The sequence below is a fragment of the Spelaeicoccus albus genome (genome assembly GCF_013409065.1).
Classification (GTDB): Bacteria; Actinomycetota; Actinomycetes; order Actinomycetales; family Brevibacteriaceae; genus Spelaeicoccus; species Spelaeicoccus albus.
In genome coordinates this window covers 2,811,751-2,836,179 of record NZ_JACBZP010000001.1, presented here as the reverse complement: position 1 = coordinate 2,836,179, position 24,429 = coordinate 2,811,751, and the positions used below count along the sequence as shown (strand labels likewise).

At 66.2% G+C, this 24,429-nt stretch carries 18 protein-coding genes; 10 read left to right on the top strand and 8 right to left on the bottom strand.

Annotated features, from left to right (window positions below; all coding sequences use genetic code 11):
• Window positions 1-67 precede the first annotated feature (67 nt).
• Entirely contained in the window at window positions 68-1,618 is a 1,551-nt protein-coding gene (locus tag BJY26_RS13180) for a leucyl aminopeptidase (protein WP_179428697.1), read from the top strand.
• Between the two features lie 7 nt (window positions 1,619-1,625).
• Here the strand turns inward: BJY26_RS13180 and BJY26_RS13175 are convergent, their stop codons facing one another.
• Complete coding sequence (locus BJY26_RS13175; protein WP_237249137.1) at window positions 1,626-2,018, bottom strand: oxidoreductase; 393 nt, start codon at window positions 2,016-2,018, stop codon at window positions 1,626-1,628.
• Window positions 2,019-2,255: 237 nt separating this feature from the next.
• Here BJY26_RS13175 and lpdA point away from each other — a divergent pair, with 237 nt between their 5' ends.
• Complete coding sequence (gene lpdA, locus BJY26_RS13170; protein ID WP_179428696.1) at window positions 2,256-3,653, top strand: dihydrolipoyl dehydrogenase; 1,398 nt, start codon at window positions 2,256-2,258, stop codon at window positions 3,651-3,653.
• A 31-nt stretch (window positions 3,654-3,684) separates the two neighbouring features.
• The gene (gene sucB, locus BJY26_RS13165) at window positions 3,685-5,472 is read left to right on the top strand and encodes a 2-oxoglutarate dehydrogenase, E2 component, dihydrolipoamide succinyltransferase (protein ID WP_179428695.1); all 1,788 of its coding nucleotides are present in this window, start codon (window positions 3,685-3,687) and stop codon (window positions 5,470-5,472) included.
• 87 nt (window positions 5,473-5,559) lie between these two features.
• Here the strand turns inward: sucB and BJY26_RS13160 are convergent, their stop codons facing one another.
• Window positions 5,560-8,874 carry a S41 family peptidase gene (locus tag BJY26_RS13160; protein ID WP_179428694.1) on the bottom strand — a complete coding sequence of 1,105 codons (3,315 nt, stop codon included), beginning with the start codon at window positions 8,872-8,874 and terminating at the stop codon, window positions 5,560-5,562.
• 63 nt (window positions 8,875-8,937) lie between these two features.
• On the opposite strand from BJY26_RS13160, the gene BJY26_RS13155 reads away from it, so the two are divergent.
• A complete protein-coding gene (locus tag BJY26_RS13155; protein WP_179428693.1) occupies window positions 8,938-9,825 on the top strand; it encodes a TIGR01777 family oxidoreductase in 888 nt (295 codons plus the stop codon).
• A gap of 5 nt (window positions 9,826-9,830) precedes the next feature.
• Here BJY26_RS13155 and BJY26_RS13150 read toward each other — a convergent pair whose 3' ends face one another.
• Window positions 9,831-11,354: a protein kinase gene (locus tag BJY26_RS13150; RefSeq protein WP_179428692.1), complete on the bottom strand. Its 1,524-nt coding sequence runs from the start codon at window positions 11,352-11,354 to the stop codon at window positions 9,831-9,833.
• Window positions 11,355-11,446: 92 nt separating this feature from the next.
• On the opposite strand from BJY26_RS13150, the gene lipB reads away from it, so the two are divergent.
• The 3 genes from lipB (at window position 11,447) to BJY26_RS13135 (ending at window position 14,012) form a co-directional block, all read left to right on the top strand.
• The gene (gene lipB, locus BJY26_RS13145) at window positions 11,447-12,139 is read left to right on the top strand and encodes a lipoyl(octanoyl) transferase LipB (protein WP_179428691.1); all 693 of its coding nucleotides are present in this window, start codon (window positions 11,447-11,449) and stop codon (window positions 12,137-12,139) included.
• A 72-nt stretch (window positions 12,140-12,211) separates the two neighbouring features.
• Window positions 12,212-13,219 (top strand): lipoyl synthase, encoded by a 1,008-nt coding sequence (lipA, locus tag BJY26_RS13140; protein WP_179428690.1) that lies wholly within the window; start codon window positions 12,212-12,214, stop codon window positions 13,217-13,219.
• Between the two features lie 46 nt (window positions 13,220-13,265).
• Entirely contained in the window at window positions 13,266-14,012 is a 747-nt protein-coding gene (locus BJY26_RS13135; RefSeq protein ID WP_179428689.1) for a DUF4191 domain-containing protein, read from the top strand.
• Window positions 14,013-14,137: 125 nt separating this feature from the next.
• On the opposite strand, the gene BJY26_RS13130 is transcribed toward BJY26_RS13135, so the two are convergent.
• Window positions 14,138-14,575: an RDD family protein gene (locus BJY26_RS13130; RefSeq protein ID WP_179428688.1), complete on the bottom strand. Its 438-nt coding sequence runs from the start codon at window positions 14,573-14,575 to the stop codon at window positions 14,138-14,140.
• 202 nt (window positions 14,576-14,777) lie between these two features.
• Between BJY26_RS13130 and glnA (BJY26_RS13125) the strand changes: the two genes are divergently transcribed.
• From glnA (BJY26_RS13125) to BJY26_RS13115, 3 genes are all read left to right on the top strand, one after another.
• Window positions 14,778-16,202, top strand: coding sequence for a type I glutamate--ammonia ligase (gene glnA / locus BJY26_RS13125; protein ID WP_179428687.1), 1,425 nt, complete (start codon window positions 14,778-14,780; stop codon window positions 16,200-16,202).
• A gap of 119 nt (window positions 16,203-16,321) precedes the next feature.
• A complete protein-coding gene (locus BJY26_RS13120; RefSeq protein WP_179428686.1) occupies window positions 16,322-17,737 on the top strand; it encodes a mycothione reductase in 1,416 nt (471 codons plus the stop codon).
• Between the two features lie 69 nt (window positions 17,738-17,806).
• Complete coding sequence (locus tag BJY26_RS13115; RefSeq protein ID WP_179428685.1) at window positions 17,807-18,889, top strand: Gfo/Idh/MocA family protein; 1,083 nt, start codon at window positions 17,807-17,809, stop codon at window positions 18,887-18,889.
• Between the two features lie 15 nt (window positions 18,890-18,904).
• Here BJY26_RS13115 and BJY26_RS13110 read toward each other — a convergent pair whose 3' ends face one another.
• The 4 genes from BJY26_RS13110 to BJY26_RS13095 are packed head-to-tail and all read right to left on the bottom strand — an operon-like array spanning window position 18,905 to window position 24,343.
• The gene (locus BJY26_RS13110; protein ID WP_179428684.1) at window positions 18,905-19,771 is read right to left on the bottom strand and encodes an LLM class flavin-dependent oxidoreductase; all 867 of its coding nucleotides are present in this window, start codon (window positions 19,769-19,771) and stop codon (window positions 18,905-18,907) included.
• A 23-nt stretch (window positions 19,772-19,794) separates the two neighbouring features.
• On the bottom strand, window positions 19,795-22,830 hold the full coding sequence (locus BJY26_RS13105) for a bifunctional [glutamine synthetase] adenylyltransferase/[glutamine synthetase]-adenylyl-L-tyrosine phosphorylase (RefSeq protein ID WP_179428683.1): 3,036 nt from the start codon (window positions 22,828-22,830) through the stop codon (window positions 19,795-19,797).
• Complete coding sequence (gene glnA / locus BJY26_RS13100; protein ID WP_179428682.1) at window positions 22,817-24,154, bottom strand: type I glutamate--ammonia ligase; 1,338 nt, start codon at window positions 24,152-24,154, stop codon at window positions 22,817-22,819. The genes BJY26_RS13105 and glnA (BJY26_RS13100) overlap by 14 nt, the downstream gene beginning before the upstream one ends.
• On the bottom strand, window positions 24,155-24,343 hold the full coding sequence (locus tag BJY26_RS13095) for an SPOR domain-containing protein (protein WP_179428681.1): 189 nt from the start codon (window positions 24,341-24,343) through the stop codon (window positions 24,155-24,157).
• Window positions 24,344-24,429 lie beyond the last annotated feature (86 nt).

Genomic DNA, 24,429 nt, shown 5'->3' with positions numbered 1-24,429 from the left:
CCGACACGCTAGCATCGTTTTGACACCCCAACCGCGAGAGGACATCGAATTACCCGTGAGTGTTGACATGCAAGCCGCAGTATCCGCCAAAGACCCCAAATCGGTATCGGCCGACACGTTGGTGGTCGGCCTGACGGCCGGCCGCGACGGCGTCGTCGAACTCGTTGACGCAGGACTTCCGAAGAAGGCCTGCGAGGCCGTCACGGCCGGGCTGAAAGCCGTGGGCGCCACAGCGGCCGCCGAGAAGACGCATCGGATTCCGGCGCCGGACGCCGTGTCGGCCGGATCGGTGCTCGGCATCGGTCTTGGCGACTTCGACGCCTCCGCGCTCGAGACCGACGACGGTCGCGACGAGGCTCGGGAAAAACTCCGCCGAGCTGCCGGTGCCGCCGCGCGCGCACTGGGCGGGACGACGTCCGTGGCGTTCGCCCTGCCGGCCCCGGATGCCGGCGCGGTCGGCGCGATCGCCGAAGGCGCCTTGATCGGTGCCTACGCGTTCCGGCAGTTCAAGACCGGAAGCGATTCCTCCGCTCCGGTCTCTTCCGTGACAGTGGTCAGCCCGGCGGGTCGGCACAAGACCGCCCGGGCCGCCGTCGACCGGGCACTGGTGGTGGCGCGCGCAGTGCATGGCGCCCGCGACCTCGTGAACCGGCCGCCGTCCGACCTCTACCCCGCGTCGTTTGCCGACTCGGTCCGTTCCGCCGCCAAGGGGCGGAACGTCACGGTGACGGTCATGGACGAGAATCAACTGGCCAAGGAAGGCTTCGGCGGCATCCTCGGCGTCGGTCAGGGTTCGGTCCGTCCTCCTCGCCTCGTCAAGGTCGACTACGCGCCGGCCAAGGCCTCGAAGCACATCGCCGTGGTCGGGAAGGGAATCACCTTCGATTCGGGCGGAATCTCACTGAAGCCGGCCGCCGGCATGGAAGCCATGAAAGACGATATGGGCGGCGCGGCCGCCGCGTTCGAGTCGGTGCTTGCCGTTGCCGATCTCGGCCTGCCCGTGCGGGTCACCGCCTGGCTGGCAATTGCCGAGAACATGCCGGGCGGCGCAGCGCAGCGACCCTCGGACGTGCTGCGCATGCACGGCGGCAAGACCGTCGAAGTGCTCAATACGGACGCCGAGGGCCGGCTCGTCATGGCCGACGCGCTTGTGGCGGCGACCGATGAAAATCCGGACGTCGTGCTGGATGTCGCGACGCTAACGGGCGCCCAAATGGTCGCCTTGGGCGACAAGGTGTCGGGCGTGATGGGCGACGACGCGCTGCGCTCCCAGGTTGTTGCCGCCGCTCAGCGCGCCGGCGAGCAATTCTGGCCAATGCCGTTGCCCGTCGAATTGCGGGAAGGATTGGATTCGCAGACCGCCGATATTGCCAATGTCGGCACCAAGTTCGGCGGCATGCTCGTCGCCGGCTTGTTCCTGAAGGAGTTCATCGGCCCCGTGGGCGGAAAGAAGGTGCGGGAAAAGGGCACCGATGCCCCGAGGATCCCGTGGGCACACCTCGATATCGCCGGGCCGGCGTTCAACGCCGGCGCGCCGTTCGGCTACACGGGTAAGGAAGGCACCGGGGTGCCGGTGCGTACCCTTGTCAGCTTGGCCGAAGACATCGCGGCGGGCTGACCGCCCGCTATCGGCCGCCCGGCCGGCGCCGCGCCTCGCCGCGGCGCCGCCGGGTCCAGGCCCGCATCCGCGGCGGATATCCCGTCTTCAACACGTCGTACACCGGGATCTCCATATCGCGCGCCAGCATCCATCCGGCCTCTTCGCTCGGCACGGCGCGCCTCGTCCACTCCCCCGTCGTCGCGATCAGCAAGAGGGTCGCCGACGTCGCGGCAGTCGCCGGTTCAATGTAGGCTTCAACGCCCACCCGGGTACGAATGAAGTCGCGAACGTACGAAACCGTTGCCTCGCGTCGCTCCTTTGCCGCTTGCCGAGGATTCGGCGCCGCGTTGCCGGTCGACAGGTCCGGCGCCTTCTTGCGGCGCATCAGTCCGCGGAGGCGTCTGGCAAGTCGGCTCATATGTCTCCCACCATGTTTATTGCTTTGCCTCGATTATCCGGTACGGGGCGCATTTCGGCTATTCGGCGAAAAGCCGGAGCCGCGCATTTCCCGCCGCGGCCTTTCGAAACGCACGCCGAGACGGTAGGAGTTCTTTGCGAAGTTGTGACCAGTCGAACAACCCGAGACTTGCACAAGTTGAATCGGATAGTGAAAAGATAGGCTCAGTAATCAGTCTCAATACTAGGGAGCGACTGCGTGAGCGACAACGGAAGCCAGGAATTCGATCTACTCATTCTCGGTAGCGGAAGCGGCGGTTACGCAGCCGCGCTCCGGGGCGCCGAGCTGGGGCTGAATGTCGGGCTCATCGAAAAGGCCGAACTGGGCGGAACGTGTCTGCACCGCGGCTGCATCCCCACCAAGACCCTCCTGCACGCAGCCGAAGTCGCGGACGCGGCCAAGGATGCCGAATCGTTCGGCGTCAAGGCCTCCTTTGACGGCATCGACATGGCCGGTGTGAACAAATTCAAGACAGACGTCATCACCCGCAATTACAAGGGCTTGCAGGGGCTGGTGAAATCGCGCGGAGTCACGTTCATCGCGGGCGCCGGCAAGTTGACCGGTACCGACACCATTGAAGTGACGGGTGACGACGGCACGGCCACCTACACGGGCAAGAACATCGTGCTGGCGACCGGCTCCTACTCGAAGTCGCTGCCGGGCCTGGAGATCGGCGGACGCGTCATCACGTCCGAGCAGGCCCTCCAGCTGGATTACGTGCCCGAACGCGTAGCGGTCCTGGGCGGCGGCGTCATCGGCGTCGAATTCGCAAGTGTCTGGAAGTCCTTCGGCGCCGACGTCACAATCATCGAAGCTCTGCCGCATTTGGCTCCGCTCGAGGACGAGGCGGTGTCGAAGACGCTGGAGCGCGCGTTCCGCAAGCGCAAGATCAACTCGCACGTCGGCGTCCGCTTCAAGTCCGTCGAACAAGACGACAACGGCGTGAAGGTCTCGCTTGAAGACGGCAAGACCGTCGAAGCCGATCTGCTGCTGGTCGCGGTCGGGCGCGGCCCGGTCACCGGGGATCTCGGATACGAAGAAGCCGGCATCACCATGGATCGCGGATTCGTCATCACCGACGAGCGATTGCACACCGGCGTCGGCAACATCTACGCCGTTGGCGACATCGTCCCGGGCCTGCAGCTTGCCCACCGTGGCTTTGGCCAGGGCATTTTCGTCGCCGAGGAGATTGCCGGGCTGAAGCCGGCACCGATCGACGAGACAGGCATCCCGCGCGTGACGTACTGCGAGCCGGAGATCACCTCGGTCGGTCTCAGCGAAAAGCAGGCCAAGGAGAAGTTCGGCGACGACAGTGTCGAATCGCTCGAATACGGTTTGGGCGGCAACGGCAAGAGCGTCATTTTGAAAACCAACGGGTTCGTCAAGCTCGTTCGCGAAAAGGACGGCCCCGTCGTCGGCGTGCACGCGATCGGCGCGCGCATGAGCGAACAAGCAGGCGAAAGCCAGCTCATCGTCAACTGGGAGGCGTTCCCCGAGGAGGTCGCCCAGCTGATCCATGCACACCCCACGCAGACGGAAGCCATGGGTGAGGCTAACCTCGCATTGGCGGGCAAACCACTCCACTTCCACGCGTAAATTCACCCGATAAAGGAGAGACGGTAAAAAGATGTCGAACTCCGTGCAGATGCCTGCACTTGGCGAAAGTGTCACAGAAGGCACAGTGACACGATGGCTCAAGCAGGTGGGTGAGCAGGTCGAGGTAGACGAACCGTTACTGGAGGTGTCGACCGACAAGGTCGACACCGAGATCCCCTCGCCGTACGCCGGCACCGTCGAGAAGATCCTCGCCGACGAGGACGAGACGGTCGAGGTCGGCGCCGATCTCGCCGTGATCGGCGACGGCTCCGGTGCGGACGACGGCGGGTCGGCCGATGCTGCCGAACCGGCGCAGGAAGCCGAAGAGCCCGACACGGCCGCCGAGCCGGAACAGGAAGCCGAAGAGCCCGCAGCCGAAGCCGCAGCGCCGTCCGCCTCATCCGAGCAGGGCGGATCGGACGACGGGTCCGAAGTGACGATGCCGGCCCTGGGCGAAAGCGTCACGGAAGGCACCGTGACGCGATGGCTCAAGGAGGTCGGCGATCAGGTCGATGTCGACGAGCCGCTGCTCGAGGTCTCGACCGACAAGGTGGACACCGAAATTCCGTCGCCGCTGGCCGGTACCGTGCAAAAGATTCTGGTCAGCGAAGACGAGACTGTCGAGGTCGGCGCCGCGCTGGCCGTCGTCGGCTCAGGCGCCCCGGCGGACTCGGCTTCCGAACCGGCCGCAGACAGTCCCGAGCCCGAACCGGAGCCGGAGCCCGAGCCGGAACCGGAGCCGGCTCCCGCTGCGCCGCAGGAAAGCGCTCCGGCCGCTCCGAGCGCCGCAGTCGAACAGGAGACGGCCCCACCGGCGCCGCAAGCGCCCGCACCGGAACCGTCCTCCAAGCCTGCGTCGTCCGCGGCCGGCTCGTCCAAGTCCGCGTCGTCCGCACCGCGTGCCGCGGTCGACAGCGGCGGCTACGTCACGCCGCTCGTGCGCAAGCTCGCTGCCGAAAAGAACGTCGATCTGTCGTCGCTGACCGGCACCGGCGTCGGCGGCCGAATCCGTAAACAGGATGTGCTCGATGCTGCGCAGAAGTCCGGCGCCAAGGCTCCCGCCGCGCCGGCCGCGATCAGCGACGAAGCCGCCAAGTTGCGCGGCACCGTCCAAAAGGCGCCGCGCATCCGGCAGACGATCGCCAAGCGGATGAAGGAATCGCTCGAGGTGTCGGCCCAGCTGACGTCGACGGTCGAGGTCGACATGACCCGTGTCGCCGCTCTCCGGGCCAAGGCGAAGGCGAAGTTCTTGGAAAACGAGGGCGTCAAGCTCTCGTTCCTGCCGTTCATCGCCAAGGCCGTCGTCGAAGCGTTGAAGAACCACCCGAAGGTGAACGCGGCCTACGACGGGGATTCTCACGAGATCACGTATTTCGATGCGGAGCATTTGGCGGTCGCCGTCGACACCGAGCGCGGCTTGCTCGTCCCGGTCATTCGGGATGCCGGGGATCTGAGCCTGGCCGGTATCGCCGGCAAGATCACGGATCTGGCCGAGCGCACGCGGACGGGCAAGATCGGCCCGGACGAGTTGTCCGGCGGCACGTTCACCATCACGAACATCGGTAGCGTCGGCGCTCTGTTCGACACTCCGATCATCAACCAGCCTCAGGTCGGCATCATCGGCACCGGCGCCATCGTCAAGCGCCCGGTCGTGGTGACGGATCAGGACGGTAACGACTCGATCGCTATCCGATCGATGATGTACCTTCCGCTGACGTACGATCACCGTCTGGTTGACGGTGCGGACGCCGGCCGATTCCTGCAGACCATCAAGGCACGGTTGGAAGAAGGCGCGTTCGAGTCGGAACTCGGCCTCTAAGAATCCGGCACGCAAATGGGGCGGTGGCAATTTGCCACCGCCCCATTTTCCGTGTCCGGCCGCATGGCCGGGTGCTGTCCCGGCCGGTCAGCTGCCCGGGCGCGGCGGCAGCGGTCCCGGCGCACGATTCGGACGGGAGCGGGGATCCGGCGCCGGCACTCCGGGATTGTCGGCGACCCGTGACCCGAGTTCGCTGAGCGCCCGGTCGAGTTGCGGGTCGCGCCCGGCTTTGTGATCGTGCGGCGCGAATACGACTTCGATGTCCGGGTCGACGCCGTAATTTTCGACGCCCCACCCGAGTCCGCCGGCGAACCAGAACGAATAGCGCGGTTGAGTCACCCCCGTCCCGTCGGCAAGCGTGAACCGGCCGTCGATCCCTATCACGCCACCCCACGTGCGGGTACCGACGACGGGTCCGATTCCGCGGATCTTGCAGACGGCGGTGATGATGTCGCCGTCCGACCCGGCGAATTCATCGGTGACTATCACGACGGGGCCGCGCGGAGAATCGGCCGGATACGGGTTGGGATCGCCGTGCCGGATCGTCGTCCACGCATCGATCCGGTGGCCTATCAGGTCGGCGACGAGCTGCGAGGTGTGGCCGCCGCTGTTGCCGCGTACGTCGACGATCACGCCGGCCTTCGCCATTTCCGTATGCAGACCACGATGCAGCTGCGCCCATCCGGTGGCAACCATGTCCGGCACGTGCAGGTAGCCGAACGCGCCGTGCGAGCTTTCGACGACGCGCGCCCGGTTGCGCTTCACCCATTGCTGATAGCGCAGGCGCGCCTCGCTGCCGATCGGCACGGCAACCGTGCTGCGGGTCGGGGCCTTCTCGGCGCCCTCGCCGGCATGATCGGCCGGGCGCCGGACGCCGAGCAGCACGGGTTTTCCGGCCGCACCGGTCAACAGGGCGTTCGGCCCTCGATGGTCCACCGGCCGACCATCGATGCTCACCAGTACGTCGCCCTCGCGAACGTCCGTGCCGGCAGCTCGCAACGGGGACATCGCCAGCGGATCGGACGACTCGCTCGACAAGATCGTCGCGACCACCCAGCCGTCAACGGTCTGCTCGTAGTCGGCCCCCAACAGGCCTTGTACGCCTTCGCGGTCGCTCGTGGCCGGCTGCGGCATCACGTACGCGTGCGAGCTGCCGAGCTCGCCGTGAATCTCCCACAGCACGTCGACAAGGTCGTCGTCGCTGCCGATGCGTTCGATCAGCGGGCGGTACGCGCCGTGAACGGCCGGCCAATCGACACCGCCATGATCGTCGATCCAGAAGAAGTCGCGAATCAATCGCCAATCCTCGTCGAATGCCTGCCGCCACGCCGAACGCGGGTCGATGTCGAGTCGGATCCTTTCGACGTCAAGCGTGACCTTGTCGGGTGAATCATCGTCAACCTTGCCCGACGTCGGCATCACCCGGACCTTCTCGGCGCCGCGCACGACCATGCGCGTGCCGTCCCCGCTCGCACGGATACTGTCCGCGTCGTCGTGCACCGTGTCGCATTTGCCGCTGCCGAGATCCAACCGGAGCACCGGGCCGGTCGCCGTCGGTTCGCCCGGCGCCGATTGTCCGTCGCCGGTCGTGCCTGCCACAGTGCGCCGGATCCACAGCAACGCGCCGGGCGCCGCCAGCAAGTCCCCCAGCACTCCCTGGTCGACCGGTGCCGGGAACATGCGGTCGCCGAGTCCGTCCACGTCGACGATCGTGCGCGGCCGAGGAGAGTCGGTTGCCGGCGTCTTCTCGGCGGCCGGGTTCGCCGAAGAGCTCCCGGCCGTGGAATCCGGGCCGCCGGCGGGAGCGCGCCCCTCAACAGCCGCTCCGAACGGGGACGGCGTACCGGCGGCCAATGCCACAAGATACGGCTTCGTTGATGCCGGGAAGCCCAGGTCGAACCGCTGGGCGTCGTACGTCGGGTCAAGGCTCCGATCGGACAAGAACGCCAGGTATTTCCCATCCCGCGTGAACACCGGCGAATGCTCGCGGTACGCCCCATCGGTGATCCGGGTGACGGCGCCGGTCCTCACATCGGCCAGCGACAGAAATCCGCGGCCCTCGTTGTCGACCGGATCGACGAACGCCAGCCAAGCGCCGTCCGGGCTGAAGGCGAGCTGCTCGACCGGTGACGCGCTCGCTACGATCTCCCGCCAGCTCCCGACGCGGAGGTCGTCGTCGACGTCCGCCAGGTACGTGGAGCCTTGCTCGGTCGTGACGGCCAGCGTCACCGGCTGTCCGGCCTCCGGCACCCCGGCCGAGACCTCGATGGCGCAATAGCGCACCGGCCCGCCCGGAACCTCGGCAACCGTGTGCTCCGCCGGCTGCAATCGCCGGGCCAGGCGAAGAGATTCCTCGCCGCCCTCGTCGGACACCCAGATCACGGCGTCAGACCCGACCGGTCGTGCCATTCGGGACCGGACGCCGTCTTCCGCCTCGAGGACCTGCGACGGACCGTCACGGTGGGTCAGCCAGTGCACGGTGCCGTGCACCTCGACCGCGCTGGCCCGCCCGCTCGCATCCGGCCGAACATCGCCCAGGTGCGCTGCCGCGTCGATTCGGCGACGTCGGATCATGCCTCCGCCGCTTGGCAGCCGGACGGACAGCGGCTCCGCTTCGGCGTCCAGTGATTCCAGCATGTACAGTCTGCCGGCGTTTTCGAACGTCACCCGGGTGCCGTCCGTCGAGGCGTGACGGGCATAGAACCCGTCGAAATCAGTATGTCGGCGCAGTCCGGTGCCGTCCGCATCGACCGAGTACAGGTTTCCGTACCCCTCGTGATCGGATAAGAAAGCGATTCGGTCACCCACGATCATGGCATCGGTGAGGTTTCCGTCAACCTCGGGCACCAGGCGCGTGAATTCGCCGTCCTCGCTGGTGCCGCGCCATAACCGGCCGGCTGTGCCGCCGCGATATCGTTTCCACCAGCCGGGCTCGCGCGAGAGCGCCGTCGACAAGACGATCAGTCCGTCCTCTTCGGCAATGCCTTCCATGGGGCCGAACCCGCGGCGACGCGCCGCCGCTCCGTCCAGGGGCACGGCCCAGGCCACCGGCTCGCGCGCGTTGGGTTCGGCCCACGCGCTGATGACCGTCGCGTCACCGCCGGGGGTAAAGCCCCGCATCGCCGTCTTGGCGTTGCCCCAGTACGTCAGGCGCGTGACGGGCCCTCCGGCCAGGTCGAGTCTCATAATCTCGGGGGCTGCACCCTGAACGCAGCCAAAGACTATCGACCGGCCGTCCGGGGTGATGCGGGGGTTCTTGATCGGCGCGTCGAGGCTGAGGATGCGGGCCGCGCCGGACCCGTCAGTGTCGGCCAGCCACAGGTCGTCTTCGGCGACGAACGTGAGCAGGCCGGCGCGCACGTGCGGAAATCGCAGGTATCCATCGGTTCCGGAGATATTCATATTTCGACCCTATGCTTCGAGGCGGGACGATTTTTAGCCCCTAACCGCGATTAGCATGAATTCATGAAGATAGTTCTGTCGGGAGTCGGCGGCTTCGTCGGGTCGGAGCTTCAGCGGTGTCTTGCCGAGGCCGGGCACTCCACCGTGCGTCTGGTGCGGCGTCCGCCGGCCAGTCGGCTCGAGAAACAGTGGGATCCGGCCCGGCACAGCCTGGATGAGGCCATCATCGACGGCGCGGACGCCGTGATCAACTTGGCCGGCGCGGGGGTGGCCGACCGCAGGTGGACGTCGCGTTATCGGCATCTCATCGTGTCGTCCCGCGTTGATACCACCCAAACGCTCGCGGACGCCGTTCGACGGGTCGCCTCGCCGCCGCGGGTGTTCGTCAACGCGTCCGCCGTCGGGTTCTACGGCGACCGGGGCGACGAGGTTCTGACCGAGGCCGCACCGATCGGGACGGGGTTCCTGGCGGATGTGTGCCGCGAGTGGGAAGCCGCGGCCTCGCAGCTCCCGGCCGGCGTGCGTGCCGTCCGGGCCCGAACCGGAATCGTGTTGGGAACGGGCGGCGGCGCCGCGGGGAAAATGCTGCCGCTCTTACGTGCCGGGCTCGGCGGACCGCTCGGGACGGGACGGCAGTGGTGGCCGTGGATCACGCTCGCTGATGTTGCCCGGGCATACGCGCACGTGGTCGCCGACGAGACGATTTCGGGGCCGGTGAACTTCGTCGGACCGGAGCCGCAGCGCAACAAGCGAGTCATCCGGGCCTTGGCCGGCGCCTTCGGACGGCCCGCCGCGCTGCCCGTCCCCGGCTGGGCGCTGCACGCGGCGGTCGACGGCTTCGCGGCCGACATCTTGGCCAGCACGCGCGCCGTGCCGACCGCGCTGACGGCGTCCGGATTTGAATTCGCCCATCCGGACATCGGGTCCGCTGCCCGCTGGCTGGCCGGCTAGCCGGACTATCGAACCGCCGAGATGAGCCATCGGCCGTCGCGGCGCACCAAGGTCAGCCGGTGCGATGCGATAGCGGCGGCTTTGCGAGCGATGGTGTGACCGGCGTCGTCAACCTGCCGATAGGCGCTGGTTTTGACGGTCACGGCAACGACGGCGCGCGCGCTGCTTTGTGCGATCCGTTCGGCCGACAACAGACTCATGTGCAATCCCTCCAGCTTCGACCCGGCGCGTCTCAGCGTTCGAAGCTTGCCGGCGTCCTCCCGCCAGGCCGTCGAATGCGGTGCGTCAAGTAGCTCCAGCCGTGACCGATCGGCGTTCCCGAACATGTCCGCGCGGATCCAGACCAATCCGGTGACGGCGCGTAGTGGTTTGGCCGAGGCGGCGGCCGCGCCGATGTGTGCCGGAATTTCCGCGGATGGCGTGTGATCCCGCGCGCCGGCGGGCTCCGCGGCGAGGGTCTTGTCGTTGCCGATCTGTTCCGGGCCGGTCGGTTCCGGGCCGGACGATTCACCCGCGCCGACCATGAACGCCGTCACTGCGACGGCGCAGGCCAGCACGGCGGCGACGGCCGGCCAGACAAGTGCGCGGCGGCCGCGTCGTCTGTGCCGTCCCCGGCGTCGTTGTCGGGCGCCGATACCCGCAAGCCGGCCGGCCGCCGGCCGGGGGCCCGATCGCTCCTCCCCTGTCTTTTCGGCACCGGTCGGCGGGCCCGCCCCCGCTCGCCCGGCGCCGGCGGACAGGCGTAGTTGAGCCGTGAGGGCATCACTGCTCGGTTCGCGCGCGTCGGTACGGACGAGCCGCAACGGGGCCGGCGCGGCGTCCGCCTCCGACACGGCAAGGGTATGCACGGTCTCGGCGAATCCGGCAGCGGTGAATTGCGCCGGGTCTTCAATGGCCTCGACAAGACGTTCGGGAAGCTCCGGGTGGTACACGCGGATCGGCGGCCTGATCCGGCCGACCGGCGGCTCGTGCCCCGTCAGCAGTGTCCAGGCCAGTGCTCCCAGTGCGCGGACGTCGGCGCGCCGGCCGGCGTCCGCTGTTTCGCCGGAACCGACGCCCAACGCCCGTACGGCGGCCGGCCCCAAGATCTTCGGCAGCCCCGAGGCCGCCACGAAAATGTACTCGGCGCTGACTGCCGAGTGGCAGAATCCTTGCTCGTGCACGAACCCGACGGCGGAGGCGATCGGCTCCATGACGGTGATCACCTGTCCGAGGCTCAACGCTCCAACGGCGCGCACCAGCGCCGAGAGAGTGCCCCCTTGCAGATAGTCGATGACGACTGCGGACTCTCCGCCGGCGCTCTGGACGACGTCGAGCAATTCGGCGAGATGGGGGTGCGCGACGTCCGGCTCGCCGGGCGCATCGACGACCGGCGACTTTGCTTCGGATGACTGAGCAACGAGGCACTCGACCCGATGCCCGTCCGCATCCGTCGCCAGATATCCGGCAATCGCGTCGCCCCTGTTGATCCGGCGGAGGATCTCGTAACCCGGCAGCTCGGGTGAATGTGACCTTCCTCCCTTTTCCATGCTTCATTATGATGTTGTTTGTTATCGTTTGACAAGCGTTGATGATTTACGTATCCGTAATCTCGGCGACCGGTGGGCGTACAGTATCGGCTATGGCACTTGGCTTTCGCACCGTCGGGCTGGCGCCCGACTACGTCGACTACACCGAAGCACTCGCCCTGCAAAGATCCGTTCACGCCGACGTGGCGGCCGGTACGGCCGATGACGTGGTGCTTTTGCTCGAACACCGCGAGGTGTACACGGCGGGCAAGCGTACCGAGGACTGGGAACGCCCCTCCGGCGACATCCCCGTCATCGACGCCGACCGCGGCGGTAAGATCACGTGGCACGGCCCCGGACAGCTGGTCGGCTACCCGATCCTGCGGCTGCCCGACCCCGTCGACGTCGTCGAGTACGTACGCACGCTCGAGGCCATGCTCATCGATGTGTGCGAGCGGTTCGGCGTCCCCGGCGAACGGGTCGAAGGGCGATCGGGTGTGTGGCTCCCGGCGGACGCGGCCGGTTCGGGCGCTCGGCCGGCGCGGAAGATCGCCGCCATCGGGATCCGGGTAGCAGCAAATGTGACGATGCACGGATTTGCGTTGAACTGCGACAACTCGCTGGAGGCGTACTCGACGTTCGTGCCGTGCGGTATCACCGATGCCGGCGTGGCATCGCTCAGTGAAGAGACCGGTCGCGACGTCACACCGCACGATGCGGCGGCTGCCGTGCGCGAGGTCATGCCGCGGTATTTTCCGAGCAGCAGTCCAGCCCCCGATGGTGACCTGGCTAACGTCGTCTCTTGACGCCGGCGGATCTGTATTAGTCTGTGGGAGCACGGCTGATCGACAACCTCGACACGCTAAGGAGCATGACGGGTGACTATTGCGCCAGAGGGACGGCGACTGCTTCGCATTGAAGCGCGCAACGCCGAAACTCCCATCGAGCAGAAGCCAGAGTGGATCAAGACCACCGCCAAAATGGGTCCGGAGTACAAAGACCTGAAAAACCTTGTCAAATCCGGAGGGCTGCACACAGTCTGCGAAGAGGCCGGTTGCCCGAACATCTTCGAATGTTGGGAAGACCGCGAGGCGACGTTCCTCATCGGCGGTTCGCAGTGCACGCGTCGATGCGACTTCTGTCAGATCGACACCGGCAAGCCGTCGCCGTTGGATACCGACGAGCCGAGGCGCGTGGCCGAATCGGTGGCCGATATGGGTCTGCGCTATTCCACGATCACCGGTGTTGCCCGTGATGACCTGGACGACGGCGGCGCGTGGCTGTATGCCGAAACGGTACGACGCATCCATGGCCTGAATCAGGGCACCGGCGTCGAATTGCTGATTCCGGACTTCAATTCGAACGACGACCAGCTGGCCGAAGTGTTTTCCTCGCGGCCCGAGGTGCTCGCGCACAATGTCGAGACAGTGCCGCGGATTTTCAAGAGCATCCGCCCGGGGTTCCGGTACGACCGTTCGCTCTCGGTGCTGACCAAGGCCCGGGACAACGGACTCGTCACCAAGTCGAATCTGATTCTCGGTATGGGCGAGACGTACGAAGAAGTCGTTGAAGCCCTGCAGGCGCTGCACGACGCCGGCACCGACATCATCACCATTACGCAATACCTGCGCCCGTCTCCGCGTCACCATCCCGTCGATCGTTGGGTGAAGCCGGAGGAATTCGTCGCGCTGTCAAAAGAAGCCGAAGAGATCGGATTCCTCGGCGTCATGTCGGGCCCGCTGGTGCGCTCGTCGTACCGCGCGGGAAAATTGTGGGCGGGTGCCATGCGCCGCCGCGGGTGGGACATCCCGGAGCATTTGTCGCATTTGGACCGCGATATGCCGGCCCGGCAGGAAGCGTCCGCTCTGCTCAGCGCGCGTCGCTGACGGTCGCGACTCGTTCTCGTTCCGTCCACCCCCTAGAATTGATGTCATGCCTGAAAGTAATGAGCGGGGGAAGTCTGTCCGGGGACTTTTTTCCCGGAAGCCCAAACCGGATAAGCCCAAAAAAGAAGATGGCCGGCTAAAGCAGATCTGGAACGTCTTCAAGATGACGCGGCGGCAAAACCCCGCCGTTGTCTGGTGGATGCTGCTGGCCTTTTTCGGCCTGGTTTTCATTGGCGCGGTCGCCGGCTTCATCGTCGGTCACGCGATCTACGCCACAGTGTTGGGCGTCGCTTTCGGCATTCTGGCCGCGATGTTCGTGCTGGCCCGAATGGCAGAGCGTGCCGCTTTCAAGCAGATCGATGGACAGCCGGGTGCTGTTGGCTCGGCTCTCGGCACTCTCAAGCGCGGCTGGTCCGTGGAGGAGCAGCCCGTCGTCATTGAGCCGCGGACCCAGGACCTGGTGTTCCGGGCGACAGGCAAGGCCGGTGTCGTACTGGTCAGCGAAGGCCCGGCGCAGCGCGCCGCGCGAATTCTCGGCAAGGAGAAGAAGCGCACGTCGCGGGTACTTCCGAACGTTCCGGTGCACTTGATTCAAGCCGGCAACGGTGACAACCAGGTTCCGCTGCGGAAGCTGAACCGTACAGTGACCAAGCTCAAGCCCGAACTGACGAAGGCCGAGGTGCTTGCCGTGCGCAAGCGTTTGACGGCGCTGCCGTCATCGGCCATGCCCATCCCAAAGGGCGTCGACCCGGCGCGTGCACGGCCGGACCGCAAGGGCCTGCGCGGCCGCTGACCCCGGCTCCCCCGCCTTTCGCACTGCAGCCGTCCGCAAAACGCGCCGCGGCGTCAAGAACGCGCAGTCATGACTGCGCGTTCTTGACGCCGCGGCGCGTTTTGTCTTTTTTTGGCTGGGCGGTGCTAGATGCGAACCGCGATGGTGCCGGCCGCCTTGTCGTGAACACCGCGCTGATCGGCGTCCCACACGACCGCCGGAATGACGAGGCACAATAGGACTGTGCGGACGATGGCGCGCAGCGGCCCTGCCCACGAACCGTCCAAGCGCACGATCCGGATGCCGACGATGCGGTGACCGATCCCGTACCCCAAAGTGCCGACCAACAGGAATTGCTCGACGGCAAAAACCGTCAACGTCGCCCACTGAGCGTCCCCGAAAGCCAGGCGGGAGATCAGGATGGCGATCGCCCAGTCAATGACGAGCCCAATGAGCCGTCGTCCGACGCGCGCGACGGAGCCCTTCCCGGACTCCGGACGCCCGAGCCGCTCGCCCGGCCAATTCTGCTTATTCGACTTCGGCGGGCCCTCGAGCCAGCTTCCGATGTCACGTCTGTCCACCACACCCCCAGGTTATCGCCGACCGACCCGCCGCAACGAACCACTCGGCCGGAATGCGCCGGTAAACCGGCTTCCGCCACGCGCACATCGGCACCCCGCGAAACTTCGACGAAACAATGAAGACACCGACTCGATACGCGCACCTGGTAATTTTGAGTCGTTGCCGGGGACCTGCACCCGGATCATCTGATTTGCTAGGAGCAACGTGTTCAAGTCCGCTGACGAACTACTGAAATTCATGACCGATGAAGAAGTCAGGTACGTCGACATCAGGTTCTGCGACCTGCCCGGCGTCGTCCAGCACTTCAACATGCCAGCCACTGCATTCGGAGCCGAGGCGTTCGAGAACGGTCTGCTTTTCGACGGCTCATCCATTCGCGGCTTCCAAGCAATTCACGAATCCGACATGAAACTCATCCCGGATCCGGCGACGGCATTCATCGACCCGTTCCGTGTGGAAAAGACCCTCGTCCTCAACCATTCGATTGTGGACCCCTTCACCGACGAGCCGTATTCGCGCGATCCGCGGCAAGTGGCGGCCAAGGCCGAAGCCCATTTGCGCAGCACCGGCATCGCCGACACGGTCTTTTTCGGTTCCGAAGCGGAGTTTTACGTCTTTGACGACATCCGCTTCAACACGGCTCCGAACGAAAGCTTCTACGCGCTCGATTCGGTCGAAGCGGCATGGAACACCGGACGTGACGAGCCGGGCGGAAACCTCGGCTACAAGACCCGTTACAAGGGCGGGTACTTCCCCGTCCCGCCGGTCGACCACTTCGCCGATCTGCGCGACGAGATCTCCACCACGATGTCCGACCTCGGTCTCGAGGTCGAGCGCGCGCACCACGAGGTCGGCACGGCCGGTCAGCAAGAGATCAACTACAAATTCACAACGCTCCAGCACGCAGCCGACGACCTCTTGCTGTTCAAGTACATCGTCAAGAACATCAGCTGGCAAAACGGCAAGTCCGCCACTTTCATGCCGAAACCCTTGTTTGGCGACAACGGCTCGGGCATGCACTGCCACCAGTCCTTGTGGAAAGACGGCAAACCGCTTTTCTACGACGAGAACGGCTACGCCGGCCTCTCGGATCTCGCACGCTGGTACATCGGCGGACTCGTCGAGCACGCCGACAGCCTCCTGGCGTTCACGAACCCGACTATCAACTCCTACCGGCGACTGGTCCCCGGGTATGAAGCACCGGTCAACCTTGTCTACTCCCAGCGGAACCGCTCGGCCGCCATTCGGATCCCCGTCACCGGTAATTCCCCGAAAGCCAAGCGACTCGAGTTCCGCGTTCCCGACCCCGCATCGAACCCGTATTTGTCGTTCGCGGCTCAACTCATGGCAGGTCTCGACGGGATCCGTAACCGCATCGATCCGCCGGAACCGATCGACAAGGATCTCTACGAGTTGCCGCCGGAAGAGCACAAGGGCATCAAGGTCGTCCCGGCCAGCCTCGAGCAATCGCTGGCCGCGCTTGAAGCCGATCACGAATATCTCACCGAAGGCGATGTGTTCACGCCCGATCTGATCGAAGCGTGGCTCGATTACAAGCGCGACCACGAAATCGAATCCTTCCGGCTTCGCCCGACTCCGCACGAATTCGAGCTGTACTACGACCTGTAGGCCCGCCGTGCTCGGCGCGCCATAAAACGCGCGGTGGCGTCGGGAACGCCCCGTTCTGACGGGGCGTTCCCGACGCCACCGCGCGTTTTGGGTCGGACGGTCTTTCGTAGACTTGCCGCATGACCCATTACGACCTCATAGTCATCGGAACCGGCTCGGGCAATTCGATCGTCGACGACCGATTCGACGACCTCTCGGTGGCGATCATCGAACAAGGACTCTTCGGCGGTACTTGCCTGAACACCGGCTGCATTCCGACGAAAATGTTCGTGTATGCCGCCGAGGTGGCGCGTACGGCACGCGATAGCTCCCGTTACGGTGTCGACGCACACGTCGACGGGGTGCGATGGCCGGACATCCGTGAACGCGTCTTCGGTCGAATCGACCCGATCGAAAGCGACGGCCGTTCCTACCGAAGCGAGCGGCTGCCCAATGTGACGGTGTATCCGGAGCACGCCGAGTTCACCGGACGCCGCGAGCTCACGACTGCCGGCGGCCGCGTCCTCACGGCTGACCGATTCGTCATAGCGGCGGGCTCCCGCGTCATCGTCCCCGACATCGATGGACTGGATGCAGCCGCAGTCGGCGCGCCCGGCTCACGCATCCACTCGTCCGACACCGTCATGCGGTTGGCTGAGCTGCCCGGGTCGATGATCGTGCTCGGGGGCGGGTACATCGCCGCCGAAATGGCGCACGTCTTTTCGGCGCTCGGCACGTCGATGACCGTCGTGGCCCGTTCCGCTCCCCTGCTGCGCCATCAGGACGCCGCAATAGCCGAACGGTTCACCGAATGCGCGCGCGAATCCTGGGACGTCCACCTGAACGCGCAGGTCACTGCCGTGCGCACTGGTTCGGACGGCGTCGAAGTCGACTACCGGTCCGCTGACGGCGCCGTCACGACGCTTGCCGCCGACACCCTCCTGCTGGCCAGCGGACGCCGTCCATCCGGCGATCTGCTCCGCGCGGACAACGCCGGAATCGACATGCACGCGGACGGCAGGATCGCCGTCGACGAGTTCCAGCGGGTTCTCAGCGGCGGCACTGCGCAGGACGACGTGTTCGCGCTCGGGGACGTCTGCAGCCCGTATCAGCTCAAACACGTGGCAAATCACGAGGCGCGGGTCGTCCAAGCCAATTTGATCGATCCCGATCATCTCACCGCTTCGGACCACCGGTACGTGCCGTCGGCCGTATTCACGCATCCTCAGATCGCCTCGGTCGGCTTGACCGAGCAGGAAGCCCACGACGACGGGCGCAGCTATGTTGTCGCAACACACGACTACGGTGCCGTCGCGTACGGCTGGGCTCTCGAGGACACGACGGGATTCGTGAAACTACTGGCCGACCGCGACAGCGGACAACTCATTGGCGCGCACATCCTCGGCCCGGAAGCGTCCATGATCATTCAGCCGCTCATTCAGGCGATGTCCTTCGGCCTGGACGCGAAGGCGATGGCGCACGGCCAGTACTGGATCCACCCGGCGCTGCCCGAAGTGATCGAGAACGCACTGCTGAAACTCGACCTGCCCGGCTGACCCGCGATTCCCCGTCGGTAGGGCAGCAACCCCCGACCGGGCAAACCACGTAGGCTGAACGGTATGCGCATGACTTACCCTGCTTCGTCGCTCGGCGTGGGCGGCCGCTCGACGTTCCGGGACTCCCAATTGACAGCCGACCCGCTCGTGCCGACCGGCGATCCGCTCAACTGGGGCGTGGTCTCGACCGGCAATATCGCCCGAACCGTCACGAAAGAGCTCGCGTTGCTGCCGGACGCCGGACTGCACGCGGTCAGCTCCCGGTCGGCCGAATCGGCGCAGGCCTTCGCGAGCGAATTCGGGTTCACCAAGTCCTACGTCGGCCATCGGCAACTGCTGGCCGATGACGACGTCGACATCGTGTATGTCGCCGCGCCGCACGGGCAGCATTACTCGATAGTCCACGATGCGCTGACCGCCGGCAAGCACGTGCTGTGCGAAAAGGCGTTCACCATCGATGCGCTCGAAGCCGCGGAGCTCGTGCGACTGGCCGGGATGAACCGCGTGTTCTTGATGGAAGCGCTGTGGACGCGATTCCTGCCGAGCTTCCAACGCGCTCTGCAAATCGTTCACTCGGGCGATCTGGGCACGCCCCACTGGGCAAGGGCCGACCTCGGCTTTCCGGCGCCGCGGACGACGCCGCTCGGCCGGATCTGGGATCCGCACGCCGGCGGCGGTGCCCTTCTTGACCTCGGCGTTTACACACTCACCTGGCCGGTCTCGGTCTTCGGGCTGCCCGAGACCGTCACGGCCGTCGGGCAGCTCAGCGCCGAAGGTGTCGACCAGCAGTGCGATCTGCAACTCAGCTACAAAGACGCTTTCGCGCACGCCACCTGTTCACTCGTCGCCCGGTGCGGCGCCACCGCGACTATCGCGGCCGAGGACGGTCGGCTCGACGTGTTCGAAGGCGGCAACCACCCGCGGACGCTGGTGCTCACCGATTCGAACGGCGATGTCCGGGCCGAACGTTTCCAACCGGCCGGACGCGGCTACACGTACGAGTTGCGGGAGGTCATGGACTGTGTCCGGGCCGGCAAGTTGGAAAGCGATTTGATGCCGTTGGCCGAGACCCAAGCCGTCATGAGTATCTTCGACGAGGTCCGTCGTCAGCTCGGAGTGCATTACCCGACTACCGCCGAACGTGCCGAATGACGCCGGGTTCGACAGTCACTCGCGCGCCGGAGCGATCTCGTCAAGCACCGCCTCGCTACCGCTATAGACGCCGTCCGGGCGCGGCCAGTGGCACACGGTGTCGGTGAAGCCGAGTTCCGCGGCCCGGCCGACGGCGTCACGGTACGCTTCGGCGCTGGATAGCGAATACACCGGCCCGGCGTCGATACTCACGTACGCGTCGTAGTCGCGCCTGCCTGCCGCACCGGCTGCGTCCTGGAAACGCTTCATCAGGTCCCCGGTGCGTCGCCACCATGTTCGTTCGTCGTCTCCGCCGGCGCCCGTGGTCAGCCAGCCCGAGCCGTAGCGCGCGGCCAGCCGTTGACCCTTCGGACCATTGGCCGCGATCACGAACGGCATCCGCGGTTCTTGCGCCGGCGTACCGACCATCCGGGCCTCGTGCGCCGTGTACCAGTCGTCGGAAAAGCTGATCGGTCCGTCCGTCTCGTGTCGCAGTAGTTGATCGAGTGCCGTGACGAACGATTCGAATCGCGCATGCCGTGCACGCGCCGGCAGGACGTCGTCGCCGAAGACCGTGGCATCGAATCCGGTACCGCCGGAGCCCACGCCAAGCGTGAAACGACCGCCGGAGATCTCATCGACCGTCGCGAGTTCCTTGGCGAACGGCACCGGATGTCGGAAGTTCGGCGAGGCCACGAACGTGCCCAGCCTGATCCGCGCCGTCGCCATGGCGGCGGCGGTCAGCGTCGGAATCGTGGCGTGCCAGGGCCCGTCCGCAAGCGACCGCCACGACAGGTGATCGTAGGTCCATGCGTGGTCGAACCCGTACTCCTCGGCCCGCTTCCACAAAGTAGCCGCGACCGACCAGGGATGTTCGGGGAGGATGGTGATTCCGCTTCGCATGCCTTAACGCTATCGAAGCCGCGTCAGCCGTAAAACACGCGCTCCATGACCCGGCGGGCGTGCCTGGCACAGCGCAGGTAATCGTCTTCGACGATCCGGCCCGAGCCCGGCGGATATCCCAGCAGCCGGGCCACCGCCTCGAGATCGCGGCCCTCGGTCGGCAACGACGCAGCCGGCCGTCCGCGCCACAGCACCATGGCCCCGCGGACCCTGCCGGCGAACGTCCAGGCCGCGACGAGCTCGTGGACGTCGTCGGTGCCGATCAGCTGGGCGTCGCGGGCCGCTTCCAGCGCACGGATGGTCGAGGTGGTGCGCAGTCCCGGCACCACGTGCGCGTATTCGAGCTGCAGCAGCTGAGCGACCCATTCGACGTCAGAGAGCCCTCCCCTGCCGAGTTTCAGGTGCCGGGCCGGCTCGGCTCCCTTGGGCAGTCGCTCGGACTCCATCCGGGCCTTCAGCCGGCGCACCTGTCGCACGGCGTCCTCGGGTATCTCGGCCGGATACCGCAGCGGTTCGATCAACATTTCGTATTCGGCGCCCAGGTCGAAGTCACCGGCGATGGTTCGTGCGCGCAGTAGTGCCTGCGCCTCCCACGGCTGTGACCATTCCCGGTAATAGTTCGCATACGATTCGAGCGACCGGGTCAACGGCCCGTTCTTGCCTTCCGGGCGCAGGGCGGCGTCCAGCGCGATCGCGGCATTTCCTGTCGGCGCGCGAAGGGCCGCGATCAGGTCGCCGGCCAAGCGGTTGGCGTACTCGGCTGCGGCCGCGGCGTCCGCACCGCCCGGGTCGTAGACGAAAATGACGTCCGCGTCCGAGTCGTAGCCGACTTCGGCGCCGCCGAGCCTGCCCATCGCCACGACAGTAAAGCGAAATCCCGCGGACGGCGGGTCGCCGGCGAACCGGCGTACCGTCGTCAACGCAGTTGCAATGGACGCTTCGGCAATCATCGACAGCTCGACGGTCACGTCGTTCGGTTCCCCGAGCGCCAGTGCGTCGCGGATGGCCACACGAAGCAGCTCGCGCGTGTAAATGCTCCGGACGGCGCCAATCGCGTCATCCACTGTGGCGTGTCGGGCGGCCGTCCGGTCGCCTTCCGCCGCGATACTGTGCCGATCGGCGGCGCGAAGAGCTTTGGGATCGTCGAGCCATGCCACGGCGGCAGGTCGGTCCAACAGCAGTTCGGTGATTTTGCGCGATACGCCCAGCAAGGTCGTCAGACGTTCGGCCGCCACACCGGAGTCGCGCAGCAACCGCAAATACCAGTGACTGGTGCCGAGGCTCTCGCTGACCTTGCGGAACCCGAGCAATGCCGCGTCCGGATCGACGCCGTTGGAGAGCCATTCGAGCAGTACCGGCAGCAGTTGACGCTGTATGGCGGCACGACGGCTCACACCGCTCGACAGCGCCTGGATATGACGCAGCGCCCCCTTCGGGTCCGCATAGCCGACAGCGGCGAGTCGGCCTGCGGCCTCGGACGTCGTCAGCGTTGCCTCGTCGCCCGTGAGGTGCGCCGACGCGGCAAGGACCGGGCGGTAGAAGATCCGCTGGTGCAGCACTCGGATCCGCCGGGCAAGTTCCTTCCGGGAGGCCTCGAGACGGTCGCCCGTGCGCGATTCCGAACCGATCGGATAGACGCCGCGCGCCAAGGACCGCAAGGCGTGCGGGTCGGTCGGCACCAGGTGGGTGCGCCGCAGCCTGGACATTTGGAGACGGTGTTCGATCACCCGCAGAAACCGGTAACCGGCGTCGAGTTCGGCTCCGTCGTCGCGGCCGATGTAACCGCCGGCTTTCAACGCCTCGAGGGCATCCCACGTATTGGGCGCGCGCAGTGACTCGTCGGCGCTGCCGTGCACCATTTGCAGCAGCTGAGCCGAAAATTCGACGTCCCGCAGGCCGCCGGGCCCGAGTTTGAGCTGCTGGGGCACGTCACGGTCCGGAATGTTGTCGGTGACCCGGGTCCGCATGGCCCGCACCGAGTCAACGAAGCCGTCGCGGCGGCTGGCTTCCCACACAAGCGGGTTCAGCGCCTCGTAGTACGCCTGCCCCAGCTCGGCGTCGCCGGCCACGGGCCGTGCTTTGAGCAATGCCTGGAATTCCCAGGATTTGGCCCAGTGATCGTAGTAATGTCGGTGCTCGTCCAGGGTGCGCACCAGCTGTCCGTTCTTGCCCTCGGGCCGAAGCGCGGCGTCCACCGCCCACAGGGCCGGCTCGGTGGACGGCGCCGCGCAGGCCGCCGCCAGCTGAGTGGCCAAGTGCGTGCCGATCTCGCGGACTTCGTCGTCGTCGGCCGATCCGGGCGGGCCGGCCGGCTCGACCACGTAGATCACATCGACGTCCGAGACGTAATTGAGTTCCCGTCCGCCGGTCTTTCCCATGCCGATGACGGCCAACCGCACTTTCGCGTGCTCCGGCCCGATGGCGGCGCGCGCCACCGCCAGTGAGGCCTCCAACGCGGCTGCGGCCATATCGGCAAGGATGCGCGCGACCTCCGGGACTATTGCGGTGGGCTGCAGCGACGCCGAATCGTCGGCCACGAGCTGCAACAACAGTTGGCGATAGCGTCCGCGCAGTGCCGTCCACTGTTCCTCGCCGCCGCCTGCTGCGACCGGGACGTCCGCAGCGGGATCGGCGCCGACGGCGTCCAGCAGCGCAGTGCGCAGCTGGGCGGGCGTGCAGCCCGGCCTCCCCAGCAGCAGCGTGCCCTCATCGCCGGCCAGCAGGCGCCAATCGGCCGGGTGCCGGACGACGTGGTCCACCAAGCCGGTCGAGGCGCCGAGCGTGGTGATCAGCCGCCGCACCAACTCCGGGTCGTCCGTCCAGGCGGCGGCAAGTTCGCCGACGCCGTCGTCGCGCCCGTCCGTCCGGACAGCCTCGGCCAGGCGGAGCAAGCCGAGCAGTGCGTCGTCCGGCGATGCCGCGCGCGCGAATTCGTTCACGTCGACGTCGCCGATCGCCGGTTCGCTCAGCAGCGCCGAGTAGAACCGCTCGGACTTTTCGACGTCGTAGAATCCGGCCCGCGTCAGCCGGGACCGGGTCGACGGGTCAGAGCGTGCCAAAGTGCCGGGTCAGTTCGAACGGCGTGACCTGTGCGCGGTATGCGTCCCACTCCTGCTGTTTATTGCGGAGGAAAAAGTCGAACACTTGCTCGCCCAGGGTTTCGGCGACCAGATCGGACGATTCCATGATGTCGAGTGCGTGTTCAAGGCTCGACGGCATCGGCTCGATCCCGAGCGCACGGCGTTCGGCGCGGGAAAGGGCCCACACGTCGTCGTCGGCCCCGGGCGGCAGGTCCATGTCTTCCTCGATGCCGTGCAGGCCGGCCATCAGGATGGCTGCGAAAGCCAGGTACGGATTGGCGGCGCTGTCGACGATTCGGTATTCGATGCGCGCCGAGCTGCTCTTCCCCGAGTTGTACTGCGGCACGCGGATCAACGCCGAACGGTTGTTGTGGCCCCAGCAGACATAACTGGGCGCCTCGTCGCCCGACCAGATCCGCTTATACGAATTCACGTATTGGTTGGTCACCGCAGCGATCTCGGTGGAATGGTGCAAGAGCCCGGCAATGAACTGCCTGGCGGTCTTGGACAGCCGGTACTGCGAGCCGGATTCGTAAAACGCATTGTTCTCGCCTTCGAAAAGCGACAGGTGGGTGTGCATGCCCGATCCGGCCTGGCCGAACAACGGCTTGGGCATGAAGGACGCATGCACTCCTTGCTGCAGGGCCACTTCCTTGACGACCGCGCGGAACGTCATCACGTTATCGGCCATGGTCAGAGCGTCAGCATAGCGCAAGTCGATCTCGTTCTGGCCCGGTCCGCCTTCGTGGTGCGAGAACTCGACCGAGATCCCCATTGATTCGAGCATGGTCACGGCGGCCCGGCGAAAGTCGTGCGCGGTGCCGCCGGGCACGTGATCGAAGTAGCCCGCCGAATCGGTGGGCTCGGGCGTCCCGTTCTTCAGCGTTGCCGATTTGAACAAATAGAACTCGATCTCGGGGTGAATGTAATACGAGAACCCGAGCGCGGCCGCCTTGTCCATGGCACGTTTGAGCACATTGCGCGGGTCCGCGGCTGCCGGTTGCCCGTCGGTGCCCCAGACATCGCAGAACATGCGGGCCGTCGCCTCGACCTCGCCGCGCCACGGCAGCAGTTGGAACGTGGACGGATCGGGCACCAGCACCATGTCGGACTCGAACACGCGGGTCAGGCCCTCAATGGACGACCCGTCGAATCCGATTCCTTCGGAAAACGCGCCCTCCAATTCGGCCGGTGCGATGGCCACGGATTTCAGCTGGCCGAGGACGTCGGAGAACCACAGCCGGATGAAGCGGACGTCGCGCTCTTCGACGGCGCGCAGTACGAACTCTTGTTGCCTGTCCATTCAGTCCTCGGCGTCCCACTCTTCGTTGCGGCGCTCGGCATTCGCCAAAGCGTTCTGCGCTTCTTCCCGGGTCGGATACGGACCCATCAAATGCGGCCAGCTGCTTTGATGGCCTTCTTCGACGGCACCCGTCTTCGTGTTGTACCAGTATTCGCCGCCGGTCGGAGCCGTGCCGGATTCGTCAGTCATTACTACTCCTTTGACCGCCGCGTGCGGTGTCGTCGGGAACGTGCATGTCGTGTCGATTACACACTAGTTCCTCAAACGCGGCGGGC

Excerpts from the sequence above, each read along its gene's own strand:
- BJY26_RS13155 (WP_179428693.1), top strand. The coding sequence starts at position 8,938 with ATGAAGATAGTTCTGTCGGGAGTCGGCGGCTTCGTCGGGTCGGAGCTT.
- BJY26_RS13120 (WP_179428686.1), top strand. The coding sequence starts at position 16,322 with ATGACCCATTACGACCTCATAGTCATCGGAACCGGCTCGGGCAATTCG.
- BJY26_RS13110 (WP_179428684.1), bottom strand. The coding sequence starts at position 19,771 with ATGCGAAGCGGAATCACCATCCTCCCCGAACATCCCTGGTCGGTCGCG.
- BJY26_RS13150 (WP_179428692.1), bottom strand. The coding sequence starts at position 11,354 with ATGGAAAAGGGAGGAAGGTCACATTCACCCGAGCTGCCGGGTTACGAG.
- BJY26_RS13180 (WP_179428697.1), top strand. The coding sequence starts at position 68 with ATGCAAGCCGCAGTATCCGCCAAAGACCCCAAATCGGTATCGGCCGAC.
- BJY26_RS13135 (WP_179428689.1), top strand. The coding sequence starts at position 13,266 with ATGCCTGAAAGTAATGAGCGGGGGAAGTCTGTCCGGGGACTTTTTTCC.
- BJY26_RS13115 (WP_179428685.1), top strand. The coding sequence starts at position 17,807 with ATGACTTACCCTGCTTCGTCGCTCGGCGTGGGCGGCCGCTCGACGTTC.
- glnA (WP_179428682.1), bottom strand. The coding sequence starts at position 24,154 with ATGGACAGGCAACAAGAGTTCGTACTGCGCGCCGTCGAAGAGCGCGAC.
- BJY26_RS13095 (WP_179428681.1), bottom strand. The coding sequence starts at position 24,343 with ATGACTGACGAATCCGGCACGGCTCCGACCGGCGGCGAATACTGGTAC.
- lipB (WP_179428691.1), top strand. The coding sequence starts at position 11,447 with ATGGCACTTGGCTTTCGCACCGTCGGGCTGGCGCCCGACTACGTCGAC.
- BJY26_RS13160 (WP_179428694.1), bottom strand. The coding sequence starts at position 8,874 with ATGAATATCTCCGGAACCGATGGATACCTGCGATTTCCGCACGTGCGC.
- sucB (WP_179428695.1), top strand. The coding sequence starts at position 3,685 with ATGTCGAACTCCGTGCAGATGCCTGCACTTGGCGAAAGTGTCACAGAA.
- BJY26_RS13175 (WP_237249137.1), bottom strand. The coding sequence starts at position 2,018 with ATGAGCCGACTTGCCAGACGCCTCCGCGGACTGATGCGCCGCAAGAAG.